The organism is Streptomyces sp. NPDC039465 (genome assembly GCF_055639315.1).
On the sequence record NZ_JBVKAP010000004.1, the window covers coordinates 585316 to 602397 of the forward strand.

The window sequence follows — 17082 nt, forward strand, 5'->3', positions numbered from 1 at the left end:
CCATCCAAGCCGAAGGCCGCTGTTAACCCCGGATCGGCTCAACCGTTCCGGGACATTGCGGTGACCACACAGGACCCGTCTGCTCCGGCGGACAATTTATAACTCTCATCCCCCCGGCCTGTGCGCAGGCGGGCGACGTTCGCCTTCGCCATATCCAGCAGCGTGTGCTCGAAGAGAATGCGTCCGGGGCTGTATTCGGCGGCGTCGGGATCGTAGCTCCGCATGTAGAGCAGCGGGTCGTGGGCCGGCCCAAGCAGCAGGTCCTCCGCGACGACGTGCCCGTTCACCTTCATGACATGCAGTCTCGCATTGCCCCGTGTCGCCATCCTGTGCGTCATCTCCCCGAAGAATCTGGGAAAGGACCGGGAGCGCTCGATGGGCGGTAGTTCCTGAATGCGCCCGCGCGTCGCCCAGGAGCGCCACCGGCGCTCGATGAACGACATTCCCTCGGCAGCACTCAGCCGGCCGCCGTCAACCACATCGAATGTGATCTGCCCCGTGCGGGCAAAACGGGCCAGTCGTTTGGTGTGGCGTCGGGAATCGACGGACAGATCTGAGAACTTGATCACGGGAGCAGGCTCCGGTTCCAGTGACCAATTCTCCGCATCGCATGACAAGGCCCGTGCCAGGCTGCTGTCCGGGAGGACGCAGTCCAACTGTACGGTCGCGCCACTTATGATCTCGTTCCGCAAAAGTTGTACGAGATCCTTCGCCATCGCGTCGACGTCCGCGTGGGGCGAACCGACAACCTCGTGCTCGTCGACCAGCGGGGCACCTGCGGCCAGCAATCTACGGCCTGATTCTCCTTGCGACTCGGTCAGCGCGATCGCGACCCAACCCGACGGGCTCCCAGACATCACGACCACGGGTGATCCGAGTTCGGGGAGAAACTCCCAGGAGGAGAGGATCCAGTCGGCGGAGACGAATTCTGTCGGCGTGGACACAGGCCAACTGCTCTGCACGAACTCAACGGCCGAGCGCCCTCGAAGCACAGGTCCTCGTGCTGATGGAACAGCACGAGTAGGATTCGACCCTTCCTTCACAACCACACTTATTCACCCCGCCGGAAAGAACAATTCAAGCACCTTTTCCGCTCAAGATGCTCTTATTGCGCAGCGGGAGTCAATTAGTCCAGTTATATGCGCTTGATCGACTGGTGGGCTAGCCTTCTCCGCAGAGCTTTTGAAGATTCACCCAAGAATGCCAGCGGAGAGGTAACTGATGGAACTCTTTGAGGTTGTTGACCAAAAGCTGGTGGACGTTCCCCCGGTAGGCGGGGACGTAACTCAGGAGGCGCTGGACAGGAAGTGGATCACGCAGTTCGGCGTCGGTCAGTACGTGTACGGGACAGAATGGACGCACCTGCTGCGCCGGCTGCAGAGCCTGCTGCTCGAGCGCGCTGTCGGCATGGGGTTCGGTGAGCAGACCTTCCCGCGCATGATCCCGGCGCAGGCTCTCGACGACTTCAAATTGACGCAGTTCAAGCCGGGTCTGCTGTGGACTGTGGACGGCGGCGAGCGCGTGCTCGACCCGGTGCAGTGCCTGCCCTTCTACCACTCGCTGCGCGAGGGCTCGGTCGACGTCGCGGACCTTCCGCTCAAGGTCGTGGAGACCATGGGCGGCTGGACCTGGAGGAAGGAGCGGGAGGAGGAACTGGACGGTGTCTTCCGCGCCAACGAGTTCCTGCGGTTCGAGCACGTGTGGCTCGGCACCCCCGAGGTGGTGACGGAAACCCGAGGCCAGGTCCTGGCCAGTGTCACCGCTCTTCTCTCGGAGCTCGGCCTCTCGGTCCAGACGGTCGTCGGCGAGGGCTGCATGCCGATTCCCGAAGTCACCCAGCGCACGCTGGACGCGAAGGTCGCGAGTGAGGTTCCGGTGATCGACATCGAGCTGCGGGTGCGCGCCGCCAAGTCGGATGACGAGCTGACCAAGGCGGACTTCGACGAGATCGCCGGCTGCACCATCGAGGGGAGCCACCACCTCGAGTCGTTCGGGATCACCAGCAGCACCGGCGAGGAGATCTGGAGCGGTTGCTGTGGAGTCGGCCTCAACCGACTCGTCATCGGGTTCCTCTTCCAGCACGGATTCGAGCCCAAGAACTGGCCGGCGCTCATCACGAAGGGCACGTCCCTCGTGTAGTGGAACCAGGGTCACGACCGCGGTGGGATGGACGGCCTCTCTGCAGCGCTGTCCATCCTGCCTTCCGCCTGCCCAGGGTCGCCTTTGTGGGGCCCTGGGCAGGCGTTCGTATGTGGGCAGGCCGTGGCGGCGACGCAGAAGGCCCGTTCCTCGGGCAGGACGAGGAACGGGCCTTTCGCGGTCGGGGCTCTATCGGGAGCGACGCACCAGGTAGGGACCGATCGCCAGGGCGTCGGCATCGGTGCCCAGGAAGGTCTCCACCGACTCCTCCGGCCGGTTCACCAGCGGCATACCGGCGGTGTTGAAGGATGTGTTCACCAGGACCGGTATGCCCGTTTCCCGCCCGAACGCTTCGAGTAGGGCCGCGTACAGGGGGTTCGCCTCACGGGTGACCGCCTGGGGGCGGGCGGAGCCGTCGATGTGGACAGCCGCGGGTATGAGCGGCCGTACCTCGGGGCGCACCTGGGCGGCCATGATCATGAAGGGGTTCGGCGTGCCGTCGAAGTACGTTCCGTAGCTCTCGGCGAGGACGCTCGGCGCCAGGGGACGCCACATCTCCCGCTTCTTGATCGTGTTCAGCCGCACCAGTGTGGAGCGGTGCCGTGGGTCGCCGAGCAGGCTGCGGCCGCCGAGTGCGCGGGGTCCGGCCTCTGCCCTGCCCTGGTGCCAGGCGACGACACCGCCCTGGGCGATGAGCGACGCGACCTGTTCCACGAGGGCGTCCGGCTCAAGGCGTTCCGCTTCCAGGCCCCGCTCGTTGAGAGCGGTGAGGATCTCGTCCTCCCCGTATTCCGGGCCCCAGAGCGCGTGGTCCATGACACCGGGGCGGAAGGCATCGGGGGCGACCTCGCGTGCCGCCTCGTAGGCAGCTCCCAGACCGCAGCCCGCGTCGTGCGCCATGGGCTGGACGTACACGTTCTTGAACGGCCCCTCCTTGGCGATGCGTCCGTTCGCGGTGCAGTTGAGGGCTACACCGCCGGCCAGGCAGAGGTTGTCGGAGCCGGTGCGCTCCTTCAGGTCGCGCAACAGCCCGAGGATGGTTTCCTCCAGGGCCGTCTGTACGGAGGCCGCGAAGTCGGTGTACGCGAAGATGTCGTCCTGGAGGCCCACGGTGTAGGGGAAGGCCTGATCCGTCAGGTGGGCCAGCAGCTGCTGGGTGCGCTCCGGCGGCAGGGCCCGCCCGGTCGTGGTGGCCGGCGGGACTCCCTTCCACCGCGGCCCGTCCGGGGTGTGGCTCAGACCGACGTCGTAGAGGGGCTTTCCGTACGACGCCAGCCCCATGAGCTTTCCGGCGTTGCCGTCCTTCGTGTAAAGCCCCACGTATTGGGTGGCGATTCGGTAGAACAGCCCGAGGGAGTGCTCGACCGGGTAGGACTCGAGTGTCTCTATGCCCTTGGGGGTGGCGTACGCCAGTGTGGTCGACGAATCCTCGCCGCGGTTGTCGATGACAAGTACCGCGGCTTCCTCGAAACCACTCGGCCAGTACGCACTGGCCGCGTGCGCCAGGTGGTGGCGCACGGGGATCACCGGAGGCAGAGAAGAGCCCCCGAAGACCTTCTCAGGGAAGAGACGCTCGGGATTGTCGAGATCCAGCTCGGTCTTGCGCTGCTCGGGGGTGAGGCCCAGCCACCCGGCGAGGACGTCGTGGTCGCTCCCGAGCCCTATCGCGGAAAGGTCCGAGATGCCGATGCCCGCGTGGTCCAGGCACCACTTCAGCGCCTCCACAGGGGGCTGATCGATCGCCCTCTTCCGGCGCGAGAAGCGTTCCTGCTCCACGGCCGCGAACAGTTCACCATTCCGCAGCAAAGCGGCGGACGAGTCGTGCGCGCCGTGGTTGAGGCCGGCGACCCACACGTCCTGCTCAGTCATATCTAGCCTTTCACGTTCGATGTGAGCGTTTCTTCCTGGTGATACGAGGCGTGCTCCTGCCCGTCCCACAGGAGCTCCCGTACGCCGTAGCACTTCATACGCCGCGCGGCGTGTGCCAGGAACTCCGCACGCCAGTCCCCGTCGGGCCACAGCATCCTGATCTGGGACGGGTACGCCGCGACGGCGGCCAGCTTCCGCTCCATGTGTGCGTTCCCGACAGGAACCGCGCTTCGCGGTGAGAGCGCCAGGACGGGTGTGTCACTGCCCAGGTGGTGCGGCAGCCCTTCCCAGAGCCGTAGGGGTGTGCCCGAGCGCCGACAGGCACGTTCGGTCGCCCGTCTGACCAGCCGGTGATCGATGTGTTCGCCGACGGCGGCCCCGGTCCAGACCTCGGTCGGGCGGCAGCTGCGGATCACCGCGGCCAGGCTGTCGGTGATGGCGTCGTCGAGACCTGGCTCCTCGGGGAGTTCGGGGGCGAACATCGAGCGCGGAGTGCGGCACAGCCAACCGTCCCCCTGACGTCGGTAGATCGCGTCGAGGTGATCCAGATGGATCACCTCACCGCCAAGGATCGCGGCAGCCGCACGGTCCTCCGCCCTCCTGAACACGACCGCGTCCGGCCCGAGGCCGCAGTCGTCGTGGAAGGCCGTCGCGACATCCGACAGCGTTCCGGTGGGGAGACCGGAGAAGACTGTGCAGACGGTGAAGGGACCCGCCGTGTCGGCATGCGCGGCGAGCGTTGCGCCCACCGCCATCACCGCGTCGTCCAAGTGCGCCGATACTGCCAGGACCGACGCTCTTCCGGGCCCGCTGGAGCCCGCCACTAAGCGAACTCGCTCATGGTCCGGGCGACCTTCTCGATCATGAAGTCGACCTGGGCGTCCTTGAGCTGCGGGTAGATGGGGAGATTGATCTGCTCCCGGAACCAGATGCGTTCGGCGACCGGGCACTCGCCCAGGCCGTGGCCACGCCGCCGCCATTCGGGGAGCAGGTGTACCGGGAAGTACCGGAGCTGGATGTGCACGCCCTGGTCGTCCAGCCGCTTGATGAAGGCGTCGCGATCGATCCCGGTGTCCGGATCCAGGAAACAGGTGTAGAGGTGATGGGAGCTCTCGATCCCGGCCGCCCGGGTCTGTGTACGGATTCCCGGGATTTCCTGAAGGCCCGCGTCCAGGCGCTCTGCGATCGACCGGCGGCGTGCCACGAAGTCGTCGAGCTTGCGTAGCTGGACCCGGCCCACCGCGGCAGCGGGTTCGCTGAGCGTCGAATTCGTGCCCGGGTGCCGCAGCTCTACGCAGTCCTCTCCGAACGCGTTCTTGTCATGGCGCTCGATTCCGTCGTTGAGTGCCGTGAAGTCGCCAAGGGTGTGGGTCGGGCGTGGGCTGAAGCTGGCGTCGGGTTCGATGGACCGGATGCGATCGACCCGCTGGGCCCAATCCGGGCGGGAGAGCGTGAGCATGCCCCCTTCACCGAGTGTCGAAATGTTCTTGTACGACTGGAAGCTCCAGCACCCCAGCCCGAAGGTTCCGGGGGTCCTTCCGTAGTACCTGGTGCCCAGGGCGTGTGCGCAGTCCTCCACGATGGCCAGGTTGTGCTCGTCGGCTATCTTCACGATCGGGTCCATGTCGGCGGGCATCCCGCCGTGGTGGACCAGGAAGATCGCCTTCGTGCGCTCGTTGACGAGTCCGGCGAGCACGTCGGGGGATATGTTGAGGCTGTTGGGATCGACGTCGCAGAACCGGACCTTGACCGGCAGGCTCAGCAGCGGGGTGACGTTCGCCTGATAGGTCTGGGTCGCTGCGATGACCTCGTCACCGGGCTGCAGGTCGAGCAGATAGGTGGCCAGTTCGAGGGCGATGGTGGCATTGGTGAGGGAGAGCGCGTTCTCCGCTCCCGCGTAAGCCGCGAACTCCTGCTCAAAGGCATCCCGTTCGGGGCCGCAGGACAACTTGGCTCCCGAGGCGAGCAAGCGGCTGAGTGCATCCATCTCCTCCGGGCCGTATGTACTGCCGGTGGGGAGATACGGGACGGTGTAGCTCTTCATATGCATGTACTCCTCTGGGATTCAGCGGGTACTGGACCAGTGACTGACCAGGTCGGCCGCGGCATCGGACCAGCTGGGAAGCGCCTGCTGAACCTGTTGCAGCCGTGCGGTGCGTTGCGCGCGGAAGTCTTCGTCCTTGCAGAGCTGCACGACGGCTTCGGTGAACTCGTCGGGATCGTCCCTGACGACGACGGCCGAGTCCGCGTCCGCAGGCAGACCCTCCATGCTCAGGGACGTCGCGACGGTGAGGCAGCCGCCGCGTATGGCTTCGATCATCTTCACCTTGACTCCGCCACCTATGCGCAAGGGGCTGAGCATGATGTCCGTGGCCGACCAGACCTCGGAGAGGTCGTCGACCCAGCCGAGAGCCCGCACCCCGCGGGGCGATCCGTTCTCCCGCAGCGCTTCTTCCGATCCCGATCCCGCCAGGAGGAGTTCGGCGCCCGGGATGTAACTCTGGATACGCGGGAAAATGGTCCTCAGTAGCCAGCGAACCGCGTCCTGATTCGGCAGGTAGGCGAAGTTGGCCAAGAAGCAGAGCTTGGGAGAGACGTCCAGGAGGGCAGGAGTGCTCTGCGCCGGCGCGGTCCTCACGGGTACGTGATCGGCTCCGTTCATGCACCTCCGGACCCTGGCCTCGGGCACCTGCGCGGAAACGCGTCGCGTGTCTTCGTCGGACAAGGTCAGCACGCGGCTGGCGGTCCGCCAGACGTGTTCTTCCGACGCCCTCACCGCGGCGAGGTCGCTGAGCAGCTGGGAACTCTCCTGCTCCAGGCCCAGCCCCAGACGCTGCTGGATGAGGTGCGACTCGACGTTGTGTTCCACCACGACGCTGCGGGCGGTGAGTGATTCGGGCAGCAGATGGAACAGGTAGTGGCCTTCGACATGCACCACATCGAAGGGCGGGCCGTCGGCAACGGCCTGAGCCAGCGCTCGGCGAGCGGCCGCGGAATCACGCGTCGGGTAGTTCTGCCGCGCGCTCTCGTCGTCGAAGACTCGTACGGGGATGCCTCGCGCGTGCTGTGCGACCGCTGCCCGGTCCTCGTCGCCTTGGCGCGACACCGCCCATACGTGCAGATCGGCGAGGGCGGCCAGGCGGGGGACCAGTGCGGCGTCCCGCAGCCGCCCGCCACTTGTCACGGGCCAGGGGGCGTGGTGGGTGAGATAGAGGACCCTCAGGCGGGGTGTCTGTGATGGCATGCGGAATCACCCCTTGATGCCGGAGGGCTTGCTGCGCCCCTCGGCATCCAGGTGTCGTGCCAGCATCTTCCGGTAGAAGTCCTCGACCCGGGATCCCATCGCCTCGAGCCCGAATGTGCCCGTCGAGCGGAGGCGAGCCGGCTCGATGTAGGGGTCCGGAGCATCGAGGACCTTGATGAGGCCGGCAAGTGCGGCGCCCTCGTCGCCGGACGGAACGAGCACTCCCGCTTGTCCGGAGTCCAGGAGTTGCGGGATCCCGCCGACGGCCGTCGCGAGTACAGGAGTACCCGATGCCATCGCCTCGATGACGACGCGTGACGTCGTTTCCGTACGAGAGAGCAGGACGAAGGCGTCGACGGCTCCGTACACCGTCTCCACGTCGTGCATGAGTCCGGTGAAGGTGACGTGCTGGGCTATGCCCAACTCCTCTGACTGCGCCCTGAGATCACGGTCCATGGGGCCGCTGCCGACCACAAGGGCGTGGACGTCCCGCCCGGAGGCGCGGGCATGCGCCACCAGAGTCAGCACACGTTCGGGTGCCTTCTCCTCGGAAAGACGTCCGACGTAAGCGATCAGCTCTCCCGTGAGAGGAACGCCGTAGCGGTCGGACAGGGCTTGGCGTGCGTCCGGCGCCGGGACGCGGGGGAGTTCCCTGACGCCGTTGGGGATATAGGCGACTTCGCCACCAGGGCACCACTTGCGCATCCTCGGGACCAGGTTCTCGGCAGTGGCGATGATGCCGTCGGCCCGCCTGGAGCACAGGACGTCGAGAGCGGTCTTGCTCTTGTGCCAGAGAGTGTCTTCGACCACTCCGTGCTGGGTGAAGACCAAGGGCCGTCCGGAGAAGTCCGCGGAGTGCAAAAGGCGCGCGGCAGCCGCCCAGTAGTCGGCGTCATATCCGTGGGCATGAATGATGTCTGCCCCGGTCTCCCTGATCTTTTGGGAGAGTAGACGAACGGCGCCGCGAAAGGTCATTCCTGTCGCGGAGACGGCATCGACTCCGGTGGTGCGAACGCGGTCGGCGAATTCGCTCGAGCCTCGTTCCACCACTACCGGGTGGTGGCCATGTGCCAATTGCTGGGCCGAGAGGTCCAGCACATGCATGTCTGCACCGCCGATTTCACCGGGCGGCTCGGGGACGAGGACATGCAGCACCGTCAGGGGCATGGCGGAGGGAATCCCTTCGGTTGTGAACGGCTGGTGTTGATCTCCGTGAACAGGCGCAGGCGCCTCAGACGTCTTCCGCCTCGAGCCATCGCACGACCTCCTGGTCGAGCGTGATCCTCGACGCGTCGACCGACGCCTCCACCTCGCCCACGGACCGGGCGCCGATCACCGGCCAGACCCCTGGCCGGCTCAGGGTCCACGCCAGGGCGACGGTCTCCGGCCGGGTTCCCAGGTCACGGGCGACGACCTGACACCTGCGTCGCCGTTCGCGGTTGGGAGCGGTGTCGAAGGGATCCTCGCCGGGCCGCACCGGCTCGCTCGTGCCGGTGAAGAATCCGCGTGCCTGGCCCGCCCAGCCGACCAGGGGAAGCTGATGAAGGTCGATGACACGGCGCAGCGCCTCGTCCGCGTGCCATGTTCCTGGCCATAGCGGGCTGTGCGGCACGGCCAGGCTGAATTGATAGCTCACGACAGGCACATGGCCGGACGCGGTGAGAAGCGGCGTCAACTCCGCCAGCCGGCCGGCCTCCCAGTTGGACACGCCGACCCGCCGGGCCAGGCCGGCCGACGCCAGCCCGACGAGCGTCTCGGCCACTTCCTCCACGGGCCGGCAGGGGTCGTCCCTGTGGAGCATCACGACATCGAGCGTGGGCACCCCCAACCGCTGACATGACTGCTCGGCCTCCGACCGGAGCGTGCGGGCGGAAAGGTCGAGCGGGCCGTCCGCGGGCGGATGTCCGATCTTGTCCATCACCCGCAGAGTCTCCGGATGCGCCCTCATCCACCGTCCGATGACCTCTTCCGAGCGGCCGTCCGCATAGCTGTGGGCCGTGTCGACCCACATACCGCCGGCGGACGCGAAGCACTCCAGACGCTCGAAGGAATCCCGCTCCGGTTCCTCGCCGAAGCGCCCTCCCAGAACGATGCGGAGGGTCTCCGCATCCCCACGCCAAGGAGGGGAGAGCGGGTCATGGTTATTTTCTGTCATCGCCCGGCCGCCGATCTGAATTCGCTACGGTTTGTATCTGAAGTCGCCATCCCGGTCGACCGCTCTGTAATCGCTGTAAGGTGAGGGCAAGTATAGGGTGAATGAAGGCCGTTGGCATATAACTGGATTAATTCACGGCGTGCGGGGTGCCGGAACGTTAATGCGGCGGGCTTTTCCTTTCTCCTTCCAAAAGCGCTCGGCATCTGCGGTGCAGGGGAAATGAGAAAATGCGCGGATTCCCCGGCCCCGTGAATGGTGAGGCCCTTTACGGGCGGTGTGCCCGGAGCACCGCGATCATCTGCTGCGTCGGCCGCTCGGACGCGGATCGGACCCGGGAGAGGTCGTCTCGGGGGGCTCGCTGCCGGTGGAGCGTCTGGGGATCCTGACGAGGTCGGCGGGCACGTCGAGGCCGTCGAGGAAGTCGATGATGCGGTCGATGCTGGTGAGCCGGCGGATGCCGGACTCGAGCATGGAGAGAAAGCCCTGACTCAGGCCGGTGAGCTGGGCGAGGTCTTCCTGTCTGATCACCCCGAGCTGCCGTACCAGCTTGCTCACCTGGCCGAAGTCGAAGTCGGCCAGGGCTTGACGCACGTCGCGGTCGGCCCATACCCACGCGGGAACGCGCGGAAGTTCCTCGTCGGAGAGGACGTTGGTGCGTGTGCACGCGGCGCACAGTTCGTCGTTGTTGTAGGAACTGAGATGGCACCCGCACCGGCCGCAGGCCCGACGGGTCGTCCTGGTCGCGCGCGAGGCGACTGTCGTGGCCGTCATCGAGCATCCCCTGAGGCCAGTCGTATCACCTGCATCAGGTCTGATGCTCCCTCACGTACTGGGTTCGCCCACATGCTTGTTGCTCCCTCGCGTGTCGATTTCCGTGGTCCAGGCGCTGTACGAGCTGCGGGTCAGTCCCGTTCCTCCGAGAACGAACGGGGCGCCCAGGCACCGGCCGTGTCCCTGACCAGTAGGACGCTCGACGGCCGCCTCTCGTCGCGGACGCCTTCAGGGTTGGTCCCGGCCCACACGAGGTGGACCTCGACCGCGTCGGACCGGTCGTCGAACCGCTCGGCGACACCGGCCCGGACACGGCAGTTCCGCCAGGTGTCGGTGGGCGGCAGACCCTTGAAGTAGTGGGGGAAGGCGTCTCTGCCCCTCCCGGTGAGATCGGCCAGCAGAACCTTGCCGGCGAGCTCCACGAGCCGTTTCTCCAGACCCGGGGGGATGTTGGGCCGCCTGCTCTGGTTGAGGGCCTGCTGCAGGTCGGCGTCGGTGACTTCGCCGGCGAGCGGGTCGCCGTCCCGCACGGTGGTGGCCGGCCCCGGTGAGGTGGGGGGCGCTGGTCTCGGGCTGCTGGGAGGAGACGGCCGAAGTGTGGCCGGGGGCGGAGCCTGGGAACTCGCCGGCGGACCCGCCGCGGGCGGGGGCGGGGCACCGTCGGGCCGTGGCCAGAGCAGCACGACTCCGACCACGGACAGGACCGCGGACATGGCCAGCATCACGACGCCCGAACGCTCCGCGCTGTTCATTCCAGATGTCCGATGCTGTCGAGACTGTTGATCCGTACCGCGGACTCCGTGACGACCTCACCCGGCCGGGGAGCTTCGATCTGCCTGTTCTGGCCGAGGTAGATGGACACATGGAAGAGTCCGGTGCCACTCCCGGGATTGTCGGAGAAGAAGAGCAGATCCCCGGGCTGGGCACCGGCGAGACTCCGGGCCTTGGTGGTGATCCGGATGCCGCTGTCGTGTTGGGCCTGCGCGGTGGTGCCGATCTTCTTCCCGACCTGCGCATACGCGAACTCGGTCAGTCCGGAGCAGTCGAAGCCGAAGACCTTCCTTCCGTCCTGCCCACCCGGCGAACAACAGATGCCGTACGAAGGCCCCTTCGCGTCACCGCCGCCCCAGGAGTAGTCGGCGCCCTTGTGCTTGCGGGCGGCCTCGATGACCTTCTTTGCCTTGTCGGAGGCATCGATCGGACCGGACACGTCTCCGAGGGCGTCGTACTCGGCCTTGGCGGCCAGCACATCCGCCACGTACTGCTCGGAGCGGTTGTAACGGAAGACGGCGTCGTGCTCCGATTTCTTGTCGGCAAGGTCCACCTCGCCGGTCCCGCAGAGATAGGCAGCGGTGGACAGCGCCGAGTCGAAGACGTTCTGCGGATCGGTGTCGCCGTCGTCGTCACCGTCCTGGGCGACGCTCTCCCAGGTCGAAGGGATGAACTGGGTGGGGCCGACGGCGCGGTCGTAGACGGTATCCCCGTCGTACTTGCCGTTGTCGGTGTCGAAAATGCGCTGTGTGCCTTCCTTCCCGTCCAGCGGAATGCCGATGACCGGCGGCTTGACGTTGCCGTACTCCTTTCCGGGCTTGTCGACGACCTTGCGTCCGAGGTACGTGCCGTGATGGGACTCGATCTTCCCGATGCCGGCCAGCAGCGTCCAGCGCAGGTTCTTGCATTTCGGACGGACCTCGCGGATCTTTCGCTCGGCCGCGAAATACGCCTCACAGGTCGGCTTGGGGATGCCCGCCACCTTCTCGCAGCTGATCTCGACCGGAACCTGCTGCTGTCCCTTGTCGCCGTCGGGCAGCAGGTTCGCCGCCATGGCGACCCCGAGTATGAGGAAGCCCCAGGGCAGGACGGTGAGGACCGCGAGCACGATGAGCAGCTTCTTCGCGCCGCTCATCGGCTCCTTCTCCGTGGTGGTCACCTGCCACGACCTCCACCAGCCCCTCCGCGACGGCGGTTGGTCCCGCTGCCTCCGGACGAACGACGCCTGTTCTGCTGCTGGGCCCGCCTTCCGTTCACGGCTCGGTTCAACTGCTGGCTGTTGCTGCGCGCCTGGCTCCTGGCATCGCGCATCCGCCGGGAGGCGTCCTGCTGGGCGCCGTTGCGGGTGGGCCGTGCGGCGTTCCGCGTCTCACGCTCGAGGTTGCGCCGCTCCGCTCCCACCGCGTTCCTGAACCTGCTGCGGGTGACGGGGGCCTCGTTCTTGAGGTACCGGCCTGTGCGCGCGGTGGCGAGGGTGGCCCGGCCGACGCGGTTCTTCTCCAGCCGCTTCTTCGCGGCGTTCTTGAGCCGCTGCTTCAGAGCCGCCTTCGCCGTGGCCTGAACGGCGGCGGACGTACCGCCCGATCCGACGGCCGCGGCCACCTGGGTACCGAGCTTGATGGCACCCTGGGCACGCTGCTTGAGGCTCTTCTTCGGCTTGCCGCCGCCTCCGCCGCCTCCGCCGCCTCCGCCGGCGCCTCCGCCACCGCCTCCACCGGGCGCCTTGCCCCGCCAGAGGTCACGTGCCCTTCCGCCGACCTTGCTCAGGGTCGCCTTGTCCTCCTTGAGCTGGGACAGGCCCGAGCGGGAACCCTGGGTGGCGCCGTAGAACATGCCGGGCGCGAGCTCGTCCTCGTTGACGGCTCCGCCGGTCTTGCTGGCCATCCGCTGGCCGAAGTTGGCCGATACGTTCTTGGCCGCCGCGGTCACCTTCTTGCGGAAGACCAGGAAGGCCACCGCCAGGAAGTCGATCGTGAGGAACTTGATCGTCATGACCTCGCCGGTGTCCGCGTTCAGCACGGCGATCACCATCACGAGGAAGAGCGTCAGGAACATCACGGACAGGAAGATCGCAAGTACGACCCTGAACACCCCCGCGACCCAGTTCCACATGACCGTCCTGCCGCCGCCCGGCAAAATGCCGGCGACCAAGGCGGGTTGGGCGCGGATGACCTCGATGGCCATCCACACCTGAGAGACGAGGAACGTGAGGGAGACGCCGAACACCAGCAGCACGACGATGATCGCCGCGAGCGCGATGAACCAGACGCTGAGGAGGTTGTCCAGCGAGGCGGAGAGCTGCTGGTCCTCCATGGGGGCGTCACCGCCGCACACGGCCTTCACTTCGGCGTCCGCCGGAGCGACGTACTGCTTCCATGCCGCGTGTTCCGTGGCCTTCTTCCTCAGCTCATTGACCGCTTCCTTCTGTTTGTCGTCGATCACCGTGTAGATGGCCCACGGGTTACCTGTGGCGAGCAGTAGGGAGTCCTTCAGACCTTCGAGCGAGAACGCGTCGCTGAACGCGTCTCCGAGGCGGTCCCAGAAGTCCTTGTCCTGTTCGGCCTGGATGATCTTCGGCATCACCATCCGGTTGAAGTTGTACCGGGCGAGCACGGCCTTGCCGTACGCGGCGTTGCACTGGCCGTCGATGGCGCGGCCGGTGTAGAGAACCCAGACGGGACGCTGGATGAACGCGTCGACCAGTCCGTCGGTGATCGGCCGGCTCACCGCGTCCGCCTCTTTGTCACCCGCCTGCTGGCCGGAGCAGGTGGTGTCCGGGTTCTTCGTGTTGGTGGGAGGCGTCTTGCACATGTCCTCCAGGACCACGTCCGCGAGCGACAGCGAGAACTGCTTGGTCGTGCCGAGTACGCCCGTGTCGTCGCCGTTGCCGATCAGCGTGGCGCCGGGATTCGCCAGGGTCACCGTGGCGACGGACGCGATGACCAGGGACATGGCCATCTCGCTCCATCCCTTGGAGCGCTTCTTGAACAGGATGTGGTATCCGGCCCACAGTGCTGTGATCGTCAGGAAGAGCCCGGGCAGTCCCAGCTTGTCGATCACCTGGGCCCTGATGCTGGCGGCGACGTCGGAGACCGGAGTCAGCAGTGTCTTGGCCAGGCCGAAGTCCAGGGCCCAGTCCACGAGCCAGCAGGCGAAGCCGATCACGACCTTGGTGACCATGAAGCCGACGCCGATGAGGAAGGCGACGATCTTGCTGATCACATCGAGGGTGCCGCCCTGGTCGACGTTGAGACCGTAGGCGCTGATCGGCACGCCGTTGCGGTCGACCACCTCGAAGATGCCGAGCACCTTGCCCGCGTCCTTGGGCGGCGGTGGCGGCTCGCAGTAGAGGTTCGGAACCGCGTCGTTGGGCCTGCACGGGCCGCCTTCCGCCCATGCGTGCTGGCCCAGCAGGAGCGTGGCCAAAAGCGGCAGCACCAGCAGGACGAGCAGACGCCACCAGAAGCGCGACTGCCGGACCACCCCCGTGTGAGCAGTCATATCGTCGCCGCCTCGTCCACGGTGGTCGATTCCACCGGCTCGTCGAGCGTGGCGCGGCCCGGTGTGGTGTGGATCGCCTCGGCGGCCGCCTCGTCGGCGGGGATGAGTACCTTCATGCCGCCGATGCGCTTCTTCAGGTCGTAGTAGAGGCATTCGCCGGCTCGTAGAAGCCGTTCGTCCTCGGAGACGTTGATCGGTGACAGGTTCTCGGTCACCAGCTTGACCAGGTGGGCGTCGGTTCCGTCCAGGCCAAGGAACTCCAGTCCCCGTGAGGCCAGTTGCTTGTTGCGGTGGCGGAAGAGGAAGCGGTGCGAGACGAGGCCGCGGATCTTCTCCCCGTACTCGGAGTTGGCCGGACCGACGTCGTAAGGGTCGTGAGAGCCGGCGAAAGCCCCGCAGCCGTGCTTGCGGCCGTCGTTGATGATCTCAAGGAGCAGCTCGGTGCCCTCGGCCGACGAGGTCAGCCACCAGCACTCGTCGAGGAACACCCCGACGAACTCCTCCGGGTCGGCGAAGGCGATCTCCCTGCAGAGCGCCGCCACCAGGTACATCAGTCGCCAGCCGAACTTCTTCTCCACCTCGAGGCTGGAGAGCCGGTGGCCTTCCAGCTCCGTCTTCTTGGGCAGCCCGATGTTCGCGGCCGAGAAGACGATCGTGTCGGCGTCGGAGATCTCGACGATCGGCAGGTCCGGGTCGAAGACCACCCGTCCCAGGTCCTTCTTGGCCAGGGAGCGGAGCTTGCGGGAGAGCTCACTCGCCGCGGCGCGGACGTTGTGGTCGTCGGGGTCGCTCGGGTCGGCGGTCTGCGCCCGATCCGTGAGTGTCTCCATCAGCAGCCGCATGCTGGGCTGCGGCGCTCGATGGGTGGCGTCGATGGCATCGGCGAGGGTGACGCCTTCGGTGCTCATCGAGGCGATGTCGAGCAGCGGAGTGAGGAAGGACTCGGTGTAGCGGGCGGCCCGGGGCCCCTTGAAGACACGCAGCGGGTCGAGGGAGACCTCGGCGTCCTCGTCCACGGTGATGACCTGGGTCTCGCCGGGGCAGGCACGGGCGAAGCGGGCCCATTCCTGCTGCGGCGTCCGGTCGATGGCCAGGGCCCGTCCACGGCTGCGGGCCCGTCCGATCCGGCGGCCGGTGGTGAGGATGGAGTACATGGCGGTCTTCATGGCCACCGACTTGCCGGAGCCCAGTTCACCGATGAACACGGCGGAGGCCGATGCGTTCAGCCGCGGCCCGAGGCTGAAGTCGACGAGGACCGGGCGGGCGCCGCCACCGTTCAGCTGGAGGCCGTACAGCGATCCGCTGTCGTCGCCGAGCGCCTGACCGCAGAAAGGAAGGGCCATCGCGAAGTCACGCGCCAGCAGGTACTGCGCGTAGTCGTTCATGACGCGGGGCGTGGGGCTGCCGGGCAGCATGCTGTGGAAGAGGGGTGTCTGCTCACCGATCGGACGCGCGAGGGTGTACTCGTTGCCGCCGAAGTGGTTGATCAGAGCGGCGGCCTTCTCCTCGGCCTCCTCCGGGGTCGTGCCCCAGACGCAGGTCACCACGCTCGCCCGGATCTCCACTTCGGTGGAGGACGAGGTGAGGCGTGAGCGGTATTCGTCCAGGGCCGCGCCGGCCTTGTCCAGGCTGGCCGGTACGCCGGAGGTCTCGCCGTCGTACTCGCCGCGCTGATGGGCGAGTTCGCGCGCCTGTCGCCTGGATTTCGGTTCGGCCTTGGATCCGGGCTCGATGTTCAGCCGCACGGCCCAGTCCACGGGAAAGCCGAAGTCATCCAATGCGGCGAGGTACTCGCTGCCCGGGAAGCTGAAGGAGTCCGGCATCTCGGCCAGGATGGAGAAGGACTGGTAGCTGTCGCCGAACTCGGTCGTGGATTTCACGTACCGGTGCCGGAACGGGTTGGAGGGCACGCCACGGCGCTCGTCCACGCCGTCGCTCCGTCCGCCCTCGTCGAGGATCACCTCCGAGTACGCCGCCACGGCACGGCCGCGGCCGACCACGCCGCGGGGCTCGTCCTGTTCGGGCAGGAGGGGTTCGGCCGTTCCCCGCCGGGCGCAGTGTCCGTAGATCCACAGGATCTCGGCCTCCGTCGCCGGGCGCAGCCGGATGGCGGTAGGCCAGGTGGCCGCGAGGTGGCGCGCCTGCTCGATACGTCGTTCCTCCTCGGCCCTGCCGACCGGGGTGACGGGCAGACCGAAGGCGTTCATCACCTCGTGGTGCGCCGACGACAGAACCGACTTGACCGCCTGCTTGAAGTCGGTGTGCCTCATCGGAACGGCGAGGAAGTCGACCCGGCCGGAGAGCTCCATCTCCTCCAGCTCGTCCAGGACACGCAGGGAAAGGTCGACGTACTCGGGGGAGGCGTCCAGGTCGATGCCTGCCGTCATCCGTGTGACGACGCTCGCGGCATCCACCTGCGGGCAGAGGCTGAGCAGCAGGGCCTCGCCCTTGATGGATTTGAACAGCGACTCCAGGGCGTTGAGCCGCTCGCGCTTGGCGGCCCGGGAGGCGTGGCTGTAGTTGTCGGAGTCGACCCGCCACACAGCCCACACCGTCGCGTTGGTGGTCCAGATCAGATTGCCGCTGATGTGGCGCACGGGAAGGTGCATGGCAGTTGGTCCATCCTTCGGTT

At 66.8% G+C, this 17082-nt stretch carries 13 protein-coding genes; 1 reads left to right on the plus strand and 12 read right to left on the minus strand.

The window, feature by feature from the left end:
• Window positions 1-38 precede the first annotated feature (38 nt).
• On the minus strand, window positions 39-944 hold the full coding sequence (locus ACZ7LT_RS17190) for a GNAT family N-acetyltransferase (RefSeq protein WP_471236856.1): 906 nt from the start codon (window positions 942-944) through the stop codon (window positions 39-41).
• 277 nt (window positions 945-1221) lie between these two features.
• Between ACZ7LT_RS17190 and ACZ7LT_RS17195 the strand changes: the two genes are divergently transcribed.
• Window positions 1222-2139, plus strand: coding sequence for a hypothetical protein (locus tag ACZ7LT_RS17195; RefSeq protein ID WP_471236857.1), 918 nt, complete (start codon window positions 1222-1224; stop codon window positions 2137-2139).
• Between the two features lie 189 nt (window positions 2140-2328).
• Here the strand turns inward: ACZ7LT_RS17195 and ACZ7LT_RS17200 are convergent, their stop codons facing one another.
• The 11 genes from ACZ7LT_RS17200 to ACZ7LT_RS17250 form a co-directional block, all read right to left on the minus strand.
• The gene (locus tag ACZ7LT_RS17200) at window positions 2329-4008 is read right to left on the minus strand and encodes a carbamoyltransferase family protein (protein ID WP_471236858.1); all 1680 of its coding nucleotides are present in this window, start codon (window positions 4006-4008) and stop codon (window positions 2329-2331) included.
• A gap of 2 nt (window positions 4009-4010) precedes the next feature.
• Window positions 4011-4832 (minus strand): PIG-L deacetylase family protein, encoded by an 822-nt coding sequence (locus ACZ7LT_RS17205; protein ID WP_471236859.1) that lies wholly within the window; start codon window positions 4830-4832, stop codon window positions 4011-4013.
• Entirely contained in the window at window positions 4832-6052 is a 1221-nt protein-coding gene (locus tag ACZ7LT_RS17210; protein ID WP_471236860.1) for a DegT/DnrJ/EryC1/StrS family aminotransferase, read from the minus strand. The genes ACZ7LT_RS17205 and ACZ7LT_RS17210 overlap by 1 nt, the downstream gene beginning before the upstream one ends.
• 21 nt (window positions 6053-6073) lie before the next feature.
• Window positions 6074-7252 (minus strand): glycosyltransferase, encoded by a 1179-nt coding sequence (locus ACZ7LT_RS17215; RefSeq protein WP_471236861.1) that lies wholly within the window; start codon window positions 7250-7252, stop codon window positions 6074-6076.
• Window positions 7253-7258: 6 nt separating this feature from the next.
• Window positions 7259-8419 carry a glycosyltransferase family 4 protein gene (locus ACZ7LT_RS17220; protein ID WP_471236862.1) on the minus strand — a complete coding sequence of 387 codons (1161 nt, stop codon included), beginning with the start codon at window positions 8417-8419 and terminating at the stop codon, window positions 7259-7261.
• A 64-nt stretch (window positions 8420-8483) separates the two neighbouring features.
• On the minus strand, window positions 8484-9407 hold the full coding sequence (locus ACZ7LT_RS17225; protein ID WP_471236863.1) for an aldo/keto reductase: 924 nt from the start codon (window positions 9405-9407) through the stop codon (window positions 8484-8486).
• 294 nt (window positions 9408-9701) lie between these two features.
• Window positions 9702-10178 (minus strand): helix-turn-helix domain-containing protein, encoded by a 477-nt coding sequence (locus ACZ7LT_RS17230; RefSeq protein ID WP_471236864.1) that lies wholly within the window; start codon window positions 10176-10178, stop codon window positions 9702-9704.
• 131 nt (window positions 10179-10309) lie between these two features.
• Window positions 10310-10708 (minus strand): hypothetical protein, encoded by a 399-nt coding sequence (locus ACZ7LT_RS17235; protein WP_471236865.1) that lies wholly within the window; start codon window positions 10706-10708, stop codon window positions 10310-10312.
• A 218-nt stretch (window positions 10709-10926) separates the two neighbouring features.
• Window positions 10927-12108: a C40 family peptidase gene (locus ACZ7LT_RS17240; protein WP_471236866.1), complete on the minus strand. Its 1182-nt coding sequence runs from the start codon at window positions 12106-12108 to the stop codon at window positions 10927-10929.
• Window positions 12105-14450, minus strand: coding sequence for a hypothetical protein (locus tag ACZ7LT_RS17245; RefSeq protein ID WP_471236867.1), 2346 nt, complete (start codon window positions 14448-14450; stop codon window positions 12105-12107). The genes ACZ7LT_RS17240 and ACZ7LT_RS17245 overlap by 4 nt, the downstream gene beginning before the upstream one ends.
• Window positions 14447-17059 carry an ATP-binding protein gene (locus ACZ7LT_RS17250; RefSeq protein ID WP_471236868.1) on the minus strand — a complete coding sequence of 871 codons (2613 nt, stop codon included), beginning with the start codon at window positions 17057-17059 and terminating at the stop codon, window positions 14447-14449. The genes ACZ7LT_RS17245 and ACZ7LT_RS17250 overlap by 4 nt, the downstream gene beginning before the upstream one ends.
• Between the last annotated feature and the right edge of the window lie 23 nt (window positions 17060-17082).